Raw genomic sequence first — 17322 nt, forward strand, 5'->3', positions numbered from 1 at the left:
ATGAAAGGACCGTATAGCAGAGGCCACAAGCGCAAGCTGTCCTCCGAGATCAATGTGGTGCCCTTCATCGACGTCATGTTGGTGTTGCTGGTCATCTTCATGATCACCGCGCCGATGATGACGCAGGGGGTTCAGGTCGAATTGCCCAAAGTCACCTCCAAGCCGATCGACAATCCCGATGATGTGACGCCATTGATCGTCTCGCTGGACGACAGCGGCAATTACTACATCGATCTGGGGTCGGATGAAGACAAGCGCACACCGGTGGCGCTGGACGAACTGGGCAGCAAGGTCGCGTCCATCGTGGCCGAGAAGCCCAAGACGCCCGTGCTGGTCAAGGGTGCCAAGACGGCGCCCTACGGCGATGTCATGGGGCTGATGAGCACGCTGCAGGGTGCCGGTGTTCCCAATGTCGGGCTGATTTCAGAACCACCGACCGAGGGCTGATGGATGAGTCAGCCAGAGATAGAACAGCGGGTCGGGTTGGGATTGCCTGTGGTGCTGGCCGTTGGCCTGCACCTGGGCATCCTGATTCTGACTCTGGTGAGTTGGCCAGAATCCGAACCGGAGAAGACCAACACCACCATCGTCAACGCGACACTGGTCAGTACCGAGACCACGACCAATCAGGCCCAGCAGGCGAAGTCCAGCAAGGCGCGTGATGCGGCCGAAGAATCCGATCAGCGCCAGAGCGCCAAGGAAGAGGCGGCCAGAGAGGCAGAGCTTGCAGCGGAACAGCAACGCAGCGCCGCCGAGGAAAAGGCGGCAGCCCAGAAGGCGCAACAGCAAAGGACGGCTGAGCAGGCCAAGGCGGCGGAGCAGTTGAAGGCTGAGCAGGCGGCGGCCGAAAAGGCCAAGGCAGAAGCGGCCAGGCGTGCAGAGGAAGCCAAGGCGATTGCCCTTGATCGCAAGAAAGCCGAGGCGGAAAAGCAGGCCAAGGCCGATGCCTTGAAGAAGGCGGAAGCCGAGAAGGTGGCCAAGGCCAAGGCGGAAGCCGAAAAGGCCGCCAAGGAAAAAGCCTCAGAAGAAGCGCGCAAGAAAGCCGAAGCGGAAAAGGCCGCCAAGGCCAAGGCAGACGCTGAAGCCAAGAAGGCGGAAGCCGAAAAGGCAGCCAAGGCCAAGGCAGCAGCGGAGAAGGCCGAGAAGGAAAAGGAGGCCAAGGCGGCAGCCGACAAGGCCGCCAAGGAGAAGGCAGCCAAGGCCAAGGCGGCGGAAGAAGCGCGCAAGAAGGCGGCCGCTGAAGCCGCACGCCAGAAGGCACTTGCCGAGAAAGCGGCGCAGGCCTCTGCCGGCTCGCTGGATAGCCTGATAGACAATGAAAGCGACGCCATCAGCGGCGCCAAACAGGCCGCTCAGGCAGCCAACAGCTTCGAGAACCTGCTCAAGAAGTATGTCGGACAGAATTGGAATCGGCCCTCGGGCTCCGTTCCCGGTATGACGGTCACGCTGAGAGTGTCATTGTTGCCGACAGGCGAATTGGTATCGGCAGCGGTCAGCAAGAGCAGTGGTAACGCCGCCTTTGATCGCTCCGCGATTCAGGCGATCCAGAAAGCCGCGCCGTTTACCGAGATGCAGGACCTGCCGGCTGGCGCCAAGAGCCAGTTCCGAAACTTCAACCTGTACTTCAATCCAGAGGACCTGGGCCGATGAGACGATTGACCGCATGGATGATGGCAGCCGCCTTGCTGGCAGTGACCAGCCTGGCAAGAGCTGACCTGACCATCGAGATCACCAAGGGCAATGACAGCGCCACACCTATCGCTGTCGTGCCGTTCGAGAATCTGACAGGGGGAAGTCTGCCGCAGGACCTCGCACGCATCATCTCCGATGACCTGGCGCGCAGTGGCCAGTTCGAGCCGATCAAGCGCGACAATCTGATCGCGTTGCCGGGTACGACCCAGGACGTCTTCGTCAATGACTGGAAGCGCCTGGGGGCCAGTTACCTTGTGGTGGGTCAGGTAAAGACGGCCAGCAATGGCGGTTATAGCATCCAGTATGAGCTGATGGATGTGCTGGGTAACAAGCGCATGCTTGGCGAAGTCATCACCGGAAGCAATGGTGAGCTGCGCGCGCGTGGCCATTATATGAGCGATGAAATATTTGAGGAAATCACTGGAATTCGCGGTGCTTTCTCGACAAAAATCGCATACATTACCGCCAATGGTGTTGGCGACAATATTCGTTTTGCCCTGTACGTGGCGGATTCAGATGGCCACAATAGTCAGGAGATTCTGGCCTCCGATGAGCCGATCATGTCACCGGCATGGTCGCCGGATGGCAAGAAGCTGGCCTATGTCAGTTTTGAAGCCGAACGTCCCGCTATCTATGTGCAGGAATTGGGCAGTGGCCGTCGTGCAAAACTGACAGGTTTCCGAGGCATCAATGGTGCCCCGGCCTGGTCGCCGGACGGACGTAAACTGGCAATGGCATTGTCAAAGGATGGCCAGCCGGAAATCTATGTGATGGATATTGCCAGCCGTCAGTTCCAGCGTCTGACCAACAATCCTGCGATCGATACCGAGCCGGATTGGTTGCCGGATGGCAGCGGTATGGTGTTCACCTCTGATCGTGCAGGCTCCCCACAGATCTATCGTCTTGATCTGTCCGGCGGCACGGAACGTGTGACATATACCGGCAATTACAACTCCCGCGGGCGCATCTCACCCGATGGAGAGAACCTGTTCATGATCAACCGCGCAGGCAACGGTTATCAGGTTGCCAAGCAAGATCTGAAGAGCGGTCGGGTTACCTCCCTGACCGATACTCAGTGGGATGAATCACCAAGTGTTGCGCCGAATGGCACTATGGTGATATATGCCACTCAGCAAGGAACCCGCGGGGTCCTGGGCCAGGTGTCGGCAGACGGAAGGGCACAATTCTCCCTGCCGTCAGCACAAGGCGACGTGCGTGAACCTGCGTGGTCGCCGTTCCTGAACTAAACCACTAGAATGCAACTGAGCCACCAAGAAAGGCTTGGCATTCGTACCCATTAGAGCAAGGAGTTTCACAATGCAGTTCACCCCGTATGCAAAAGGTCTGTTGGTTGCCCTGTCCCTGAGCGTCATGGCAGGTTGTTCCAGCAGCGGCGGCGCTCAGGACGGCGACATGGATTCAGCCAACAGCGGTGCGAACACTGCCGGCATGAACACTGGTGCCAACAGCAACGCCAACCAGATGAGCAACGCCGCCATGCCTGACGTGCGTACCATCTACTTCGCCTTCAACAAGGACACCATCCGTCCTGAGTTCGAAAGCGTCCTGATGGGTCACGCTCAGTACCTGAAAGCCAACACCAGCGCCAATGTCGTTCTGGAAGGCCACGCTGATGAGCGCGGTACTCGTGAATACAACCTGGGTCTGGGCGAGCGTCGTGCCAAGTCTGTCGCACGCTTCCTGACTGTCCAGGGCGTGTCTCCGTCACAGATCGAGATCGTCTCCTACGGTGAAGAGCGTCCGGCAGTCCAGGGCCACGGCGAGTCTTCCTACGCCAAGAATCGTCGTGTGGTCTTCGACTACTAAGTACGGTTCATCTTCGCGATTCCCTGAGGAGGCGCGGAGACGCTAGAAACTTGTGTTGAGCTGGCCCGGGCAAGAGGCGTGTCCTTGAACCCCGGGCTTGCTTGCGCGATACCATGATGATTCGGCGGAGCCGACAGCATGAAACACAGCCTGAAAGGGTTGTTCGGTGCGGGAGCCTTGTTGCTCCCGTTGTCCGTTTTGGCCGCACCGACGGTCGAGGACCTCACTGGGCAATCAAACTCGCTCTATCAGCAGGCCAATACTCGTTTGAGTGGCGGCGGCACCCTGACCCTTCTCAATCAACTCGACGAACAGGCACAGGAAATTGCCCGACTTCGCGGCCGCATCGATGAGCTGGAATACCAGTTCAAGCGCCTGACCGAGATGTCGCAGCAACGCTACCTGGATCTGGAACAGCGGGTTTCTGGCGGCGCTTCCGCCGGGGAGAACGGTCAGGTTGTCGATTCACAGGCAGCAACGGCAGTCACTGGCAGCGCAAGTGCCGGTGGTGCAGCCAGCACCAATGGCGCCAGCAATGCCGACAGCGGTGCAGCTGCCCAGAAGGATTACGAGAATGCCTTCGCCAAGGTGCAGTCTCGCGACTTCGACGGCGCCATTGTCGCCTTTGAAGCCTTCGTGGTGGACCATGGGGATTCCAACCTCGCAGCCAATGCCCATTACTGGCTGGGCGAGCTGTATTCGGCCAAGAACCAGCTGGATGCTTCTGCCCAGGCCTTCGACACCGTGATCAGCGAATTCTCGCAATCCAGCAAGGTGCCGGATGCGATGTACAAGCTGGGTCTGGTCAAGGCGCGTCAAGGCAAGGCGCAGGAAAGTCGCTCCTTGCTCGAGAAGCTGGTCCAGCAGTATCCGGACAGCAAAGCTGGCACCATGGCCAAGGACTTCCTGTCCTCCGGTGCCTGAGTGCCCGTGGCCATTGGCCACGTGTATTCCCCAAAGCCCGCGCTTGGTATTCTACCAGGTGCGGGCTTTGTGTTATGTGGCGCTCGGCGTCCTCATGCCATCGGCAGGCAACCCGGGTGCCATCGGCAGGCGACCCGGGCACGCTTCATTCGATTCATGTGGCCGAGCAAGTATTGCCGGTGAAGAAGCAGTGACTCTCATCGGCGGTTGACGACAGATCTCAGACAGGGATATCACCATGGCAGAGTGCAAGATCGACTATCAGGCCCCGGACGACATGCTGAAAGGGCGGATCATTCTGGTGACCGGGGCGGGGTCCGGCATTGGGCGTGAAGCGGCAGTCGAATATGCGCGTCATGGGGCGACGGTGATATTGCTGGGCAGAACCATTGCCAAGCTGGAAGAAGTCTACGACGAGATCGAGGCCTTGGGAGCCCCGCAACCGGCCATCTATCCGCTCAACTTCGAAGGGGCATCGCTCAAGGATTATCAGCAGATGGCTGATACCCTGCACAGCGAATTCGGTCGACTGGATGGCCTGCTGCACAACGCGAGCCTGCTGGGCAAGATCACTCCGTTCGAGCAGTATGATCCGGCGCTGTGGGAGCAGGTCATGCAGGTCAATATCAATGGTCCTATCTGGATGGTCCAGGCATTGCTGCCGTTGCTCAAGGCCTCGAAGGACGCCTCCGTCGTGCTGACAAGCTCCAGTGTCGGCCGCAAGGGGCGTGCCTTCTGGGGCGCCTACAGTGTCTCCAAGTTCGCCACGGAAGGCTTCTCGCAGATGCTGGCACAGGAACTGGAGAATACCAGCCAGGTGCGCGTCAATACGCTCAATCCCGGTGGGACGCGGACCCCGATGCGCAAGTCGGCGTTCCCGGCCGAAGACCCCGATACCTTGCGTACACCCGCTGACATCATGCCGACCTATCTGTGGTTGATGGGGCTGGACAGTCGGGGTCATACCGGCGAGATGTTCGACGCCCAGCCGCCGAAAGTCTGAGCCATTGTCATCTGGCATCTCCTCACTGGATGATGAGTGACGCCGCCAGGCGGGCCATTCGTCATACCCTGCAACAAGAACGCCGACGGCATTGGCCGTCGGCGTTCTTGTGTCTAGCTGTTTGTTTCTAGCGGCTTGTGTCTATCTTCTGATGTCCATCTGCGGATCACCCGCTCGTGGGGGCTGGTTCGTGCGAGCTTCGTGTGAGCTACGTGCGTGTCGCTCGGTCAGCGCAGGTCCGCTGCCCGCAACGCGGCATTGATGACTTCTTCCGAGGTGTCAAACCACACATCGGCAGGCCAGGCGTCCACATCGTCGCCCTCACGGACATAACCGTAGCGCACCGCGACCGCCAGCATGCCCGCCGCGCGCGCCGCCTGCATGTCACGGTCGTGATCCCCCAGATACCAGCATTCGGAGGCGTCGACACCGAGGCAACGTGCCGCCTCCCACAGAGGCTCTGGATGCGGCTTCTTGACCGGCAGGTCATCGGCACACAGCAGGCAGCCGGGCGTGAGCTTGAGCGCGGCGATCAGCGGCTCGGCGAACTGACGGGGCTTGTTGGTCACGATGCCCCACGGCAGGCCTGCGCGCTGACAGATCTCGATCAGGGCGTCATAGCCCGGGAACAGCACGCTGTGCGCCGCGACATCGCGGGCATAGAATTCCAGCAGGCGAGTGCGCTCGCTGGCGTGCTCGGGGTGATCGAGCTCATGGCCCAGGGCCAGCGTCACCAGAGCGCTGCCACCATGCGAGACTTCAGCGCGAATCACGTCGTAGTCCAGCGCCGGCAGGGTGTGATGCTCACGCAGCTCATTAGTGGCGCGCGCCAGGTCTGGCGCGGTGTCCACCAGGGTGCCATCGAGATCGAAGATCAAGGCGGCGGGGCGAGGTAGCGCTGCCGGCAGGCTCACGCAAGCTCTTCCTCGGTCGGGCGACGCGTATGCATCAGATAGTTGACGGTCAGGTCGGAGGAATTCAGGCGATATTTGCGCGTCAGCGGGTTGTAGGTCATGCCGGTGGAGCCTTCCATCTTGAGGCCCGCATCGCGTGTCCAGCGCCCCAGCTCGGCCGGACGGATGAACTTGCGATACTCGTGGGTGCCACGCGGCAGCATCTGCAGCACATATTCCGCGCCGAGAATCGCGAAGGCATACGCCTTGGGATTGCGGTTGATGGTCGAGAAGAACACCATGCCGCCGGGCTTGACCAGCCGTGCGCAGGCCGCGATCACCGAGGATGGGTCCGGCACGTGCTCGAGCATTTCCAGACAGGTGACGACGTCGAACTGGCCGGCCATCTCTTCTGCGGCGGCTTCGGCGGTGGTCTGGCGGTAGTCCACCTCGACGCCGGACTCCAGCTGATGCAGACGGGCAACGGACAGCGGCGCCTCACCCATGTCGATGCCCGTCACCTGGGCGCCACGATGCGCCATGGCTTCGGAGAGAATGCCGCCGCCGCAGCCGACGTCGATCACGCGCTTGCCTGCCAGGCCAGCGTGGGTGTCGATATAGTCGACCCGCAACGGATTGATGTCATGCAGCGGCTTGAATTCACTGTCACGGTCCCACCAGCGACTGGCCAATGCCGAGAACTTGGCGATCTCGCTGGCATCGACATTGCCCAGATGGTCCTGGGGCTGGGCATCTTGCTGGGTGTCGTTATCGCTCATCTTTGCATCCTTACCGTTACGGAAGTGCTGTTCGGGAAGTGGCAGGCCTGTACAGGCACCTTACCCTCGGGCACGATTCCACCATTCTAATCCGACTGCCGTCGCGGGTCAGCGTCCAGCGCAAAAAACTCATCATGACGGGCACTTGCGTTACGATGGGGCGGGGCGTCGCGCCACGCGCGATGACCAGTCGTCATTATTGTCATGTAGCAACGGGGAGTGGTCATGAGCCTGGTTCCGATTCGCTGGGTAAGCCAGCAAGAGTGTGCGTCGCGGGAAGAAGACACGGCAGGCACCCCGCCCGAGGCCAGCGCTGACGTCTCTCCTGATGTCACTAAGCCGGCGGTGAAGCTTGCGCTGCTCGACCAGCGTCTGCTGCCGGGTGAGACCCGCGAGGTGCTGCTCGAGGATGCACGCGGGGTCGCGACTGCCATTACCGACATGGTGGTCCGCGGTGCACCGGCCATCGGGATCGCCGCCGCCTATGGCGTGGCGCTGGAGGCTTTCGTCATCAACCGCGAGGGCGGCGACTGGCAGTCACGCCTGGCCAGTGCCTGTGATGTGCTGGCTGCCTCGCGCCCGACAGCGGTCAACCTGTTCTGGGCGCTGGATCGCATGCGCAAGGTGATTGCCGCACACGCCACTCAGTCGCAGGCCCCGTATGAGGCGTTGCTGAAGGAGGCCGTGCGCATTCATGAGCAGGATCTGGAGGACAATCTGCGTATGGCCGAGTTTGGTGCCCAGGTGATTGCGGCCTCCCTCGCGCAGGGCGAGACGCGGTGCGAGGTCATGACCCACTGCAATACCGGCGCGCTGGCCACCGGCGGCCACGGCACGGCGCTGGGCGTGATCCGTACCGCCTACGCCCAGGGCATTCTCGGCCGTGTGCATGTCAACGAAACGCGCCCCTGGTGGCAAGGCTCTCGCCTGACGGCGTGGGAGCTGGTGCAGGAGAGGATTCCCGCGCGTCTGGCCGTGGAAGGCGCAGCCTCGCTGATCATGCAGCAGGGTGCCCGGACGCCGGAAGGCGTGCGCTGGTTGATCGTCGGCGCGGACCGCATTACGGCCAACGGCGACACGGCCAACAAGATCGGCACCTTCTCGCTGGCCGTTCAGGCGCGCGCCCATGGCATCAAGGTCATGGTGGTGGCCCCGCTGGCCACGTTCGATGGCAGCCTGGCCAGTGGCGCGGACATCCCCATCGAGACGCGCGACGCCGCCGAGCTGCGCGAGGCGGGCGGACGCCAGATCGCGCCGCAGGACATCGATGTCTTCAATCCGGTCTTTGATGTCACACCGCATGAGTATATTGATGCCATCGTCACCGAACATGGCGTGGTAGAGTCGCCCGATAGCGACAGTGTCGGTGCGCTGCTCGGGCGCGCCATGCGCCGCTGATGGCGTTTCGCAGGGTGGTAGCGCTCACCAAGCCTCGGATAGTGCAGGAATTTCGCACTCCTTGATCAAACTGGCATAATCTCTGCCTATGATGAAGGATGGTCGTTGATTGGCTTCGACGACAGTAACCCGGTGGAGGTCCTTCGACGGGCTTCACCACGACATAGACACAAGGAAGACGCTACATGATACGCAAGGCTGTTCTGCCTGTTGCCGGTCTCGGCACACGTTGCCTCCCGGCCTCCAAGGCCATCCCCAAGGAAATGATCACCATCGTCGACAAGCCGGTGATCCAATATGTGGTGGAAGAAGCGGTCGCAGCCGGTATCAAGGAAATCGTGCTGGTCACCCATTCCAGCAAGAATGCCATCGAGAACCACTTCGACAAGCACTTCGAGCTGGAAACCACCCTGGAAGCCAAGGGCAAGCTCGAGCTGCTCGAACAGCTGCGTAACATCATTCCGGATGACGTCAAGATCATCAGCGTGCGCCAGCCGGAGCCGCTGGGCCTGGGCCACGCCGTGCTGTGTGCCAAGCCGATCGTCGGTGATGAGCCGTTCATCGTCATGCTGCCGGACGTGCTGGTCGATGGCGAAGGACTCGAGAAGAATGACCTGGCGCGCATGATGGAGGCCTACGAAGCCACCAACGCCGCCCAGATCATGGTCGAGAATGTCCCGCAGGACATGGCCTACAAGTACGGTATCGTCGCGATCGACGGTGACACGCCGGAAGCCGGCAAGTCCGCCCTGATCAATGGCATGGTCGAAAAGCCGGCCCCGGGCACCGAGCCGTCGACCCTGGCGGTCATCGGCCGTTATCTGTTGCCGGGCCGTATCTTCGAGCTTCTGGAGAACACTCCGCCGGGCGCGGGTGGTGAGATCCAGCTGACAGATGCCATCGACACCCTGCGTGACGACAAGGCCGTCGCGGCCTACCGCATGGCCGGTGATACCTACGATTGCGGCCACCAGCTGGGCTATCTTGAAGCGACTCTTTCCTTTGCCAAGCGTCACCCGACCTTCGGTGAAGGCTTCCGCGAGCTGCTGACTCGCTACCAGGAGAAATAAGCCATGCAGGTGCTGGTGCACGGAAGCGAACTGGCGGCGGCAACGGCCAGCGCCGCTCTGGCGAGCGTGGGTCACCGTGTCTGGTGGTGGCCACATGAGGACATGGACTGGGCTGCCCTGGAACGCGTCGACTGGTTGAACAGTGAGCCAGGCCTGCGCGAACGTCTTGATCGCCATCGGGAGCGGGGCGATCTCACTCTCATCGAGGACCTCGAGTCACTGCGGCGCATCGATATCCACTGGATCGCCGTCTCGCCGGACCAGCGCGAAAGCGCACTGAGCCGTGTCGAGCAGCTGGTGGCGACCCTGGATGAGCCGCTGGTGCTGGTCAACAACTCGACTTTCCCGGTGGGCACGACCGAGCGTTTCGAGGCGTTGCTGCCGCGTGACGACCAGTACGCCGTCGCCTTGCCGGACATGCTGGAGGAGGGCCGTTCACTGGCCACCTTCGAGCGTCCGGCCCGCTGGTTGCTTGGGAGCGAAGCGGAACCTGCCACCCTGCGGGTGCAGGAGCTGCTGCGTGCCTTCAACCGGCGTGAAGATGTCTTCCAGATCATGCCGCGCCGCGCCGCCGAACTGACCAAGCTGGCCATCAACGGCATGCTCGCGACGCGTATCAGCTACATGAACGAAGTGGCGGGTCTGTCCGACTCCCTCGGCGTCGATGTGGAATATGTGCGTCAGGGCATGGGCGCCGACCCGCGTATCGGCTTCGGCTATCTCTATCCGGGCTGTGGATTCGGCGGCCCGAACTTCTCGCGTGATCTGATGCGTCTGGCCGATGTTCAGCATCAGACAGGGCGTGAATCGATGTTGCTCGAGCATGTGCTCGACATCAACGAGGCCAAGAAGGAGACGCTGTTCCGCAAGCTGTGGCAGCACTTCGATGGTGAATTGCGCGGTCGTACCGTGGCGATCTGGGGCGCGGCCTTCAAGCCGGGTACCGCGCGTATCGACCATGCGCCGGTCTTGACCTTGCTTGAGGCGCTGTGGGCCCAGGGCGTGCGCGTGCGCGTGCATGATCCCGCGGCCTTGTCGGCGCTGGGGGAGGCCTGTGGTGCGCATCCGTTGCTGGAGCTGGTCGATGGCAACATGTATGACGCCCTGGAGGGCGCTGATGCCCTGATGCTGGTCACCGAGTGGAAGTGCTACTGGAACCCGGACTGGCAGCGCCTGAAGCGTGAGCTGGGCGCGGGCCTGGTGCTCGATGGTCGCAACATCTTCGACCCGCGTTACGTGGCAAGTCAGGGACTGGTCTATCGCGGCATCGGCCGCCGTGCCAGCCCCTGACGGGCATCTCGGTGGGTCAGGCTGACGCACTCTGAAGCTGATGTTCTCTCAGACTGACGCACCTTCAGGCTGAGCCTTGCGTGCTCAGTATGCAAAAGCCCTCATCCGGGACCGGATGAGGGCTTTTTGTCGTGGGGCTCAGGTTTGAAACCTAGGCCGCCAGGCTTTTCATGATGACCGCCAAGCTGTCTTCAGGCCCAGGGCTCGAGCACGAACTTGCCCACGTGGCCCTTGCTCAGAAACTGCTGTTGCGCAGTGACGATCTCGGTCAACGGGAAGCTGGCCGCGATCAGCGGACGAATCTCGCCTTGCTCCACGTAGCGGATCAGATTGGGGAAGGTGGCTTCACACCAGGCAGTGGTGCCCAGCAGGCGCAGGTTCTTGAGGTACAGGTCGCGCAGGTCCAGCGTCACCATCGGGCCGGCGATGGCGCCGGTGGTCACCAGACGGCCGCCACGCGCGAGCAGTTTCATCATGACCGGGAAGTTGTCGCCCGCGACATTGTCGACCACCAGGTCGACGCTTTCGTGGCCCAGCAGCTCGAGCAGATCGGCCTTGCGGTCCAGAAGCTTGTCGGCGTCAAGTTCTGCCAGGGCCTCATGTTTGGCAACGCCTGCCACGGCAAACACCGTCGCGCCGCGGCGCTTGGCCAGCTGCAATGCAGCGGAACCGACCCCGCCCGAGGCGCCCAGGATCAGCACACGCTCGCCCGCCTTGAGCTCTGCCTGTTCGAGCATGTTTTCCGCCGTGCCATAGGCACAGGGCAGGGAGCCAAGCTCGACATCGCTCCAGTCACAATCCACCGCGAACACTTCATTGGCGCGCACGCTGACGAACTGCGCGAAGGCGCCGTCGAAATCCGAGCCCATCCATTCGTTTTCCAACGAGTCCCAGCCCTCGCTGCGCATGCAGGAGCGTACCAGCACGCGCTTGCCCAGCAGGCTAGCATCCGCATTCGGGCCCAATGCCACCACCTCGCCACAGCAATCCGTGCCCTGTATCAGGGGGAAGGGCGTCTCTCCCTTCCAGCCACCTTCCGGCGGTGCCGGCTTGTCGGTCGTCGCGTCTGCATCCGCGTTGTCATGCACGCTGCTGGCCTGTTGGGTCGCGGTAGTGATCGTGGAGGAATACCAGCCCAGACGCGTATTGATCTCGGTATTGTTCATGCCAGCCGCCAGCACCTTGATCAGCACCTCGCCTTCACCGGGGGCCGGCACCGGGCGCTGCTGCGTCTCGAGGCATTCATAACCCCCATGGCCGGTGGTCACGATCGCCAGCATGGAGTCGGGCAGAGAGGAGGTCGAGGTGTCAGTGGGCATCGGTATTCCCTTTTTTCAAAGTATGTATTTCGTGCAGTCAAAGAATGCATTTCAAGCAGTGTGTGCCAACCATGTCGTCGAATCCCTGTGAGCGATCAAGATGTACGCAACGAGGTAGAGCATACGTTCTACTTCTACATCATTAGATAGGGGCACCTCCGTCATTTGCAAGTCGACAGACGAGATTCTTCTCCAGGTGGTGCATACAGCGTAGCCAAGCCTTGCGTGTAGCAGGCTCGCGGCTGGGTGACGTTGTCTTGAACGAAAAAAACCCCGCCAGTTGGCGGGGTTTTCAGAGCAGGTCATCCAGGCGTCATATCAGGGTGACGTCGGATGCCTTGGCTCAACTGGAGTTCCGAGCGGTAAACGACTCGGCCTCCTGAGGCTAGCCAAGCTTGGTCTAGCCAAACTCAATCTGGAAAAGCTCAGGCTGCGAAGTTCTGTGCAGCGAATTCCCAGTTGATGATGTTCCAGATGCTTTCCAGGTACTTCGGACGCGCATTGCGGTAGTCGACGTAGTAGGCGTGTTCCCAGACGTCGACGGTCAGCAGCGGAGTCTGACCAGACTTGGCGATCGGGGTGTCAGCGTCGTCAGTGTTGACGATTTCCAGCTCGCCCTGGGCGTTCTTGACCAGCCAGGTCCAACCGGAACCGAAGTTGCCAGCGGCGGAAGTGTTGAAGGCTTCCTTGAAGTCAGCAACGGAGCCCCACTTGGCCACGATGGCGTCTGCCAGCGGGCCGGACGGCTCGCCACCACCATTCGGGGACAGGCAGTGCCAGTAGAAGGTGTGGTTCCACACCTGAGCTGCCTGGTTGAACAGACCACCCTGGGCGCTCTGGATGATCTCTTCGAGAGATTTTTCTGCGTCAGCAGTGCCTTCGACCATGCTGTTCAGCTTGGTGACGTAGGCTTGGTGATGCTTGCCGTAATGGTACTCAAGGGTCTCGGCAGAGATGGTCGGCTCGAGTGCGTTCTTTTCGTACGGCAGTGCTGGAAGTTCAAATGCCATGGGGATCAGCTCCTTTTCCTCACCAATTGGGTCGTACTCTGCCTTCGTGGGGCTTGGGGCTGAGTATTTCAATGCCTGACCTGCCATCGCGTGATGGAAGAGGGTCAGACAAGCACAGACTCAAGCTCCGCGACCAGCATCACTCCCGGCCCTGAAACTGGCCACCCGCTCAGGCAGCGGGAAAGGGCGAAAGTGCATGACTCGCCGTGCATCCTTCATGCCGTGGCTACGCGCATGAAATGTGCAATCAGCGTGAAAAACCTTGTGAATCCAGATAGCTACGAAGACAGAGGCTGCGCGTATCGCAGTGTCTGGCACTATAGCACCCAGACACCGACAGGCCAACGCTGGTGGGCACTGACCGCGGGATCCCCTCAAGCGTCTTGCAGGGCTCGCGTTCATTGCCAGGCTTTTGCCACATTCCTGCCACTCTGCCCTCGATGACGGGCCATGGCGGGAACCTGATGAGATGACCGAGGTCAGCTGTTAGACTCGATTTCCTGTACGTGAACCGTGACTTATCTTTTGCAGAACCTGCATGACTGTATTTTTATACAGCAAGGCGAAAAAGCGCACTTCCGGTCGTCTTGCGCCGCCTTGAAGATGCTGCGCTGAACCTTTCGCTGCTGATCGTTTGCCGGACCTGGAGCCAGAATGCGGCCGCACAACGCTGAACCGTCTCTCAATGACTCACCGGACGATGCGCTGGTCGCGCGTCCCGACGATGCGCTTGGCGTGCATCACACTCGTCCCCCCGTGCCCAGACGCTGGCCGACGTGGCTTTGCCTCCTCGCCCTGGGGGGCGTGGTGGGCTGGCAACAGTGGCAGCTGCATGACCTGCAGACCCTCGGGGGCGATCAACGCGATCAGCTCGGCGCGCGTGTCAGCCAGCTCGAACGTTCCGTGGCCCAGCTCGAGCAGCAGGGCGATGAGCGCCTGAGCGAACTGCGTGATGCACTGGGTGAGCAACTCAGCGCCCTGGACAGCCAGTTGAATGACACTGTCGTGCCGGCGCTGACCACCCTGCAGGAGGACAAGGCGTCCCTGTCCAGTGAGGCCGTCGCGCGCCTCGAGACACTGGAAGGCAAGGTGGCGAAGGACGCGGATGGCGCTCAAGAGCGTCTGACCGCCATGGACGAGGCGCTTGATCGTCTGGATGGTCGCGTCACGACGCTTGCGCAGACAGGTGACAATCACGCGACCCTGATCACGGCGCTGCAAGGCTCGATGGCGGCGCTGGAATCCCTCAGCCGTGATGGCCGTGCAGCGCTGGGCGCACGTCTGGATGCCCAGTCGGCCACGCTTGAGCACCTCGAGCCGCTGGTGGACAAGACCTCCAGCACCCTGGACACGCTGGCTCCCCGCATCGAGAGCTTGCAGAGCGATATTGAAAGCGAGGTTGAGAACAGCGCCGAGCAGTTGGCCTCGCTCGAGACTCGCCTCACGGCACTCAAGACGGACCTGGCCACGCAACAGACCCAGACGCGTGACTTGCAGCAATCGCAGCAGCAACTGGGCGAGACGCTGAAGGCACTGCCGGAGCCTGCAGCCGCCGCTGATGGCGATGAACTGGCCAGCAAGTTCAAGGGCCGTTTCGCGCCGCTTGACGAGCTGACAGCGCTTGAGAGCGCGCAACGCTCACTGGCCTCCCAGCTGGGTGAGCTGCGCCGTCAGCAGACAGCGCTCAGTGCCGGCCTGGAAGCCAGCTCACAGGGGGCGTCAGAGGACACGCGAGAGCAGTTGCGCTCGCTGGATGCCAGCCGCCGTCAGCTGAGTGGCCGTGTCGCGTCGCTGCTGGGCCAGGTATCTGAGCTTGAGCAGCGCGTCAGTCGACTGGAACGTCGCTGAGCCGGTGCCGCAGGGATACAAGTAACGACGATATGGCGTGGTCCGCCACTCTGGCGGGCCATGTGACACGCCCCGTGATGACCGAGCGCCGCACGACATGATGAATGGGAACGATGGACAGTGCTTTCCACCAGCACTCAACAAAGGACGAATCATGAGTGGCGACAACAAAGAGTCTGCTCGAGCGACCGGGACGCGCGGTTTGCCGCATCGCTATCTGACGCCGCTGATCGTGTGTGGCGGCCTGTGCTTCGCGCCGCAGGCGCTGGCGATCGATGCCGCCGTCAAGGGCGTCAAGGGCGCGACGGCGACCAATGTGGTCAACTTCCTGGCCGGGATGACGCTTGAGGGCGATGCACCGGCCGAGCGCTATGAGGATGAGATCATCCGGCGCACCCAGGAAGCGCTGCAGGCCTTCGGTTACTACGATGCTCAGATCACGCTCAGCTATCCCGAGAAGGGGCTGTTGGGCGGCGATGATGTGGTCGTGACGGTGGATGCCGGTGAGCCGGTCACCATCGAGACGCTGGTGCTGCGGCTCGAAGGCGACGCCGCGCGCGACAAGGTCATGAAGAAGGTACTGGCCGACGCCGACCTCGAGGAAGGCGATGTGCTGCGTCACTCTCGCTATGACAGCCTCAAGTCGACTCTTACGTCGCTCAGCCTCGAGCGCGGCTATTTCGACACCTCCTTCTCCCAGCAGCGCATCGAGGTACGCCCCTGGCTGCACTCGGCACGCATCTATCTGGTCATGCAGAGCGGTCAGCGCTACCGCTTCGGTGATATCACCTACCTCAACAGTCAGATAGAGCTGGATCGCGTCAAGGCCATGCAGCCGTTCGAGACTGGCGATTATTACGAAGCCGGCAAGTTGACCCAGTTCAACCAGCGGCTGAGTGAAGCCGGCTGGTTCCGCTCGGCCGCGATCAAGCCACAGCTCAACCCGGGCGCCGAACTCAAGACCACCAGCCCCGACAGCGAGATCAAGACACCTTATGCCGAGGCACAGGGCTATGAGGGCTCATGGCTTGCCGATGTCGAGAGGACTGAAATCGAGACAGGGGATGAGAGCCGCCGCGCTGACGCGGCGTCCCCCTCGGACTCGACGGTCTCTGCTGCGCTGGCCACCGTGAATGCTGATGACGCTGACTCCGCTGTGGCTGGCGCTACCGAAGCCGCCGGCAATGACACGCCGGTGCTGACGGGCGATGCGCTGGAGGCCGCGGTCAAGACGGCCAACGGCCCCATCATCCCCGTGGACATCAGCCTGATTCCCGCCGACCGTCACAAGTTCGAGACCGGTATCGGCTACGCGACGGATGTCGGGCCACGCCTGCAGTTCAGCTGGGAGATGCCGTGGGTCAATCGCTATGGCCATAGCCTGACCAACAGCCTGTTCCTGTCCTCGCCGGAACAGACCTTCGAGGGCGAATACCGCATGCCGCTCGAAGACCCGCTCAAGGATAGCTATGTCCTCGAGTACGGGATGTCGAACACCGACGATGAAGATACCGAGAGTCTCGAGACCACCGTGCGCTTCACCCGCGAGTGGAAGTTCGACAATGGCTGGACCCAGCGCGTGTTCTTCGGTTCCACCTATGAGGACTACACCCAGGCGGATGAATCCGGGGCCGTGCTGCTGCTGTATCCCGGTGTGAGCTGGAACCGTACCCGCACCCGTCCCAAGACCTTCCCGATGTGGGGCGATCGCCAACAGCTGACCTTCGAATACGGCGATCAGATGTGGGGCTCGGACGTGACCTTCCTGCGCTCCCAGTTCAACACCAACTGGATACGCTCCATCGGCGACAACCATCGTTTCGTGGCGCGCATGGGCGTCGGCCACGTCGATACCGACAACTTTGATGACATGCCGCCCTCGATGCGCTTCTTCACCGGGGGCGACAACAGTGTGCGTGGCTATTCCTACGAGACACTCGCCCCGGAAGATGATGACGGCGATCTGGAGGGCGGTAGCTCGTTGCTCACCAGCAGCCTGGAATACGATTACCGTCTGACCGGCGACTGGTGGGGCGCGACCTTCTACGACGCCGGTAACGCCTTCAATGGCTGGGACGCACTCGAGCTCAAGACGGCGGCCGGCATGGGGATTCGCTGGATCTCGCCGGTAGGGCCGATTCGTCTCGATATCGCCCATCCCTTCGATGACGATGACAACGATTACCGTATTCACTTCTCGATCGGGCCGGAATTCTGAGCGGCTCGCGTCTCTAACACGAGTGTCGTGCGGATCAAGCGCCAGCAAAGG

Annotated in this window: 15 protein-coding genes; 11 read left to right on the plus strand and 4 right to left on the minus strand. The window is 61.5% G+C overall.

Features of this window, described 5'->3' with window-relative positions; all coding sequences use genetic code 11:
• From tolR to LCW13_RS08845, 6 genes are all read left to right on the plus strand, one after another.
• Nucleotides 1-447 carry a protein TolR gene (tolR, locus tag LCW13_RS08820; protein WP_054556687.1) on the plus strand — a complete coding sequence of 149 codons (447 nt, stop codon included), beginning with the start codon at nt 1-3 and terminating at the stop codon, nt 445-447.
• Nucleotides 448-450: 3 nt separating this feature from the next.
• Entirely contained in the window at nt 451-1650 is a 1200-nt protein-coding gene (gene tolA, locus LCW13_RS08825) for a cell envelope integrity protein TolA (RefSeq protein ID WP_225348076.1), read from the plus strand.
• On the plus strand, nt 1647-2939 hold the full coding sequence (gene tolB / locus LCW13_RS08830) for a Tol-Pal system beta propeller repeat protein TolB (protein WP_225348077.1): 1293 nt from the start codon (nt 1647-1649) through the stop codon (nt 2937-2939). The genes tolA and tolB overlap by 4 nt, the downstream gene beginning before the upstream one ends.
• A gap of 70 nt (nt 2940-3009) precedes the next feature.
• Entirely contained in the window at nt 3010-3519 is a 510-nt protein-coding gene (gene pal / locus LCW13_RS08835; RefSeq protein WP_225348078.1) for a peptidoglycan-associated lipoprotein Pal, read from the plus strand.
• A 138-nt stretch (nt 3520-3657) separates the two neighbouring features.
• Nucleotides 3658-4443 carry a tol-pal system protein YbgF gene (gene ybgF, locus LCW13_RS08840; protein ID WP_225348079.1) on the plus strand — a complete coding sequence of 262 codons (786 nt, stop codon included), beginning with the start codon at nt 3658-3660 and terminating at the stop codon, nt 4441-4443.
• Nucleotides 4444-4681: 238 nt separating this feature from the next.
• Nucleotides 4682-5446, plus strand: coding sequence for a YciK family oxidoreductase (locus LCW13_RS08845; RefSeq protein WP_225348080.1), 765 nt, complete (start codon nt 4682-4684; stop codon nt 5444-5446).
• 227 nt (nt 5447-5673) lie between these two features.
• On the opposite strand, the gene LCW13_RS08850 is transcribed toward LCW13_RS08845, so the two are convergent.
• Together LCW13_RS08850 and ubiG are read right to left on the minus strand one after the other, a co-directional pair.
• The gene (locus LCW13_RS08850; RefSeq protein ID WP_225348136.1) at nt 5674-6354 is read right to left on the minus strand and encodes an HAD-IA family hydrolase; all 681 of its coding nucleotides are present in this window, start codon (nt 6352-6354) and stop codon (nt 5674-5676) included.
• Nucleotides 6355-6356: 2 nt separating this feature from the next.
• Entirely contained in the window at nt 6357-7118 is a 762-nt protein-coding gene (ubiG, locus tag LCW13_RS08855; protein WP_197738737.1) for a bifunctional 2-polyprenyl-6-hydroxyphenol methylase/3-demethylubiquinol 3-O-methyltransferase UbiG, read from the minus strand.
• 225 nt (nt 7119-7343) lie between these two features.
• Here ubiG and mtnA point away from each other — a divergent pair, with 225 nt between their 5' ends.
• From mtnA to LCW13_RS08870, 3 genes are all read left to right on the plus strand, one after another.
• Entirely contained in the window at nt 7344-8516 is a 1173-nt protein-coding gene (mtnA, locus tag LCW13_RS08860) for an S-methyl-5-thioribose-1-phosphate isomerase (RefSeq protein WP_225348081.1), read from the plus strand.
• Nucleotides 8517-8701: 185 nt separating this feature from the next.
• Nucleotides 8702-9586: a UTP--glucose-1-phosphate uridylyltransferase GalU gene (gene galU, locus LCW13_RS08865; protein ID WP_054556681.1), complete on the plus strand. Its 885-nt coding sequence runs from the start codon at nt 8702-8704 to the stop codon at nt 9584-9586.
• Between the two features lie 3 nt (nt 9587-9589).
• The gene (locus LCW13_RS08870) at nt 9590-10876 is read left to right on the plus strand and encodes a nucleotide sugar dehydrogenase (RefSeq protein ID WP_107334805.1); all 1287 of its coding nucleotides are present in this window, start codon (nt 9590-9592) and stop codon (nt 10874-10876) included.
• 191 nt (nt 10877-11067) lie between these two features.
• On the opposite strand, the gene LCW13_RS08875 is transcribed toward LCW13_RS08870, so the two are convergent.
• Both LCW13_RS08875 and LCW13_RS08880 read right to left on the minus strand, forming a co-directional pair.
• On the minus strand, nt 11068-12195 hold the full coding sequence (locus LCW13_RS08875; protein ID WP_225348082.1) for an alcohol dehydrogenase family protein: 1128 nt from the start codon (nt 12193-12195) through the stop codon (nt 11068-11070).
• 425 nt (nt 12196-12620) lie between these two features.
• Nucleotides 12621-13205, minus strand: a complete 585-nt coding sequence (locus tag LCW13_RS08880) for a superoxide dismutase (protein WP_043334256.1) — start codon at nt 13203-13205, stop codon at nt 12621-12623.
• 654 nt (nt 13206-13859) lie between these two features.
• On the opposite strand from LCW13_RS08880, the gene LCW13_RS08885 reads away from it, so the two are divergent.
• Both LCW13_RS08885 and tamA read left to right on the plus strand, forming a co-directional pair.
• Nucleotides 13860-15053: a coiled-coil domain-containing protein gene (locus LCW13_RS08885; RefSeq protein ID WP_225348083.1), complete on the plus strand. Its 1194-nt coding sequence runs from the start codon at nt 13860-13862 to the stop codon at nt 15051-15053.
• A 154-nt stretch (nt 15054-15207) separates the two neighbouring features.
• Nucleotides 15208-17271 (plus strand): autotransporter assembly complex protein TamA, encoded by a 2064-nt coding sequence (gene tamA, locus LCW13_RS08890; RefSeq protein WP_225348084.1) that lies wholly within the window; start codon nt 15208-15210, stop codon nt 17269-17271.
• Nucleotides 17272-17322: the final 51 nt, after the last annotated feature.

Origin of the sequence: Cobetia amphilecti (assembly GCF_020217465.1) — a bacterium.
GTDB classification, from domain to species: Bacteria; Pseudomonadota; Gammaproteobacteria; order Pseudomonadales; family Halomonadaceae; genus Cobetia; species Cobetia amphilecti.

Bases quoted from the DNA above. Each gene is read 5' to 3' on its own strand.
- tolR (WP_054556687.1), top strand. From the start codon at position 1: ATGAAAGGACCGTATAGCAGAGGCCACAAGCGCAAGCTGTCCTCCGAG.
- tolA (WP_225348076.1), top strand. From the start codon at position 451: ATGAGTCAGCCAGAGATAGAACAGCGGGTCGGGTTGGGATTGCCTGTG.
- tolB (WP_225348077.1), top strand. From the start codon at position 1,647: ATGAGACGATTGACCGCATGGATGATGGCAGCCGCCTTGCTGGCAGTG.
- pal (WP_225348078.1), top strand. From the start codon at position 3,010: ATGCAGTTCACCCCGTATGCAAAAGGTCTGTTGGTTGCCCTGTCCCTG.
- ybgF (WP_225348079.1), top strand. From the start codon at position 3,658: ATGAAACACAGCCTGAAAGGGTTGTTCGGTGCGGGAGCCTTGTTGCTC.
- LCW13_RS08845 (WP_225348080.1), top strand. From the start codon at position 4,682: ATGGCAGAGTGCAAGATCGACTATCAGGCCCCGGACGACATGCTGAAA.
- ubiG (WP_197738737.1), bottom strand. From the start codon at position 7,118: ATGAGCGATAACGACACCCAGCAAGATGCCCAGCCCCAGGACCATCTG.
- mtnA (WP_225348081.1), top strand. From the start codon at position 7,344: ATGAGCCTGGTTCCGATTCGCTGGGTAAGCCAGCAAGAGTGTGCGTCG.
- galU (WP_054556681.1), top strand. From the start codon at position 8,702: ATGATACGCAAGGCTGTTCTGCCTGTTGCCGGTCTCGGCACACGTTGC.
- LCW13_RS08870 (WP_107334805.1), top strand. From the start codon at position 9,590: ATGCAGGTGCTGGTGCACGGAAGCGAACTGGCGGCGGCAACGGCCAGC.
- LCW13_RS08875 (WP_225348082.1), bottom strand. From the start codon at position 12,195: ATGCCCACTGACACCTCGACCTCCTCTCTGCCCGACTCCATGCTGGCG.
- LCW13_RS08880 (WP_043334256.1), bottom strand. From the start codon at position 13,205: ATGGCATTTGAACTTCCAGCACTGCCGTACGAAAAGAACGCACTCGAG.
- LCW13_RS08885 (WP_225348083.1), top strand. From the start codon at position 13,860: ATGCGGCCGCACAACGCTGAACCGTCTCTCAATGACTCACCGGACGAT.
- tamA (WP_225348084.1), top strand. From the start codon at position 15,208: ATGAGTGGCGACAACAAAGAGTCTGCTCGAGCGACCGGGACGCGCGGT.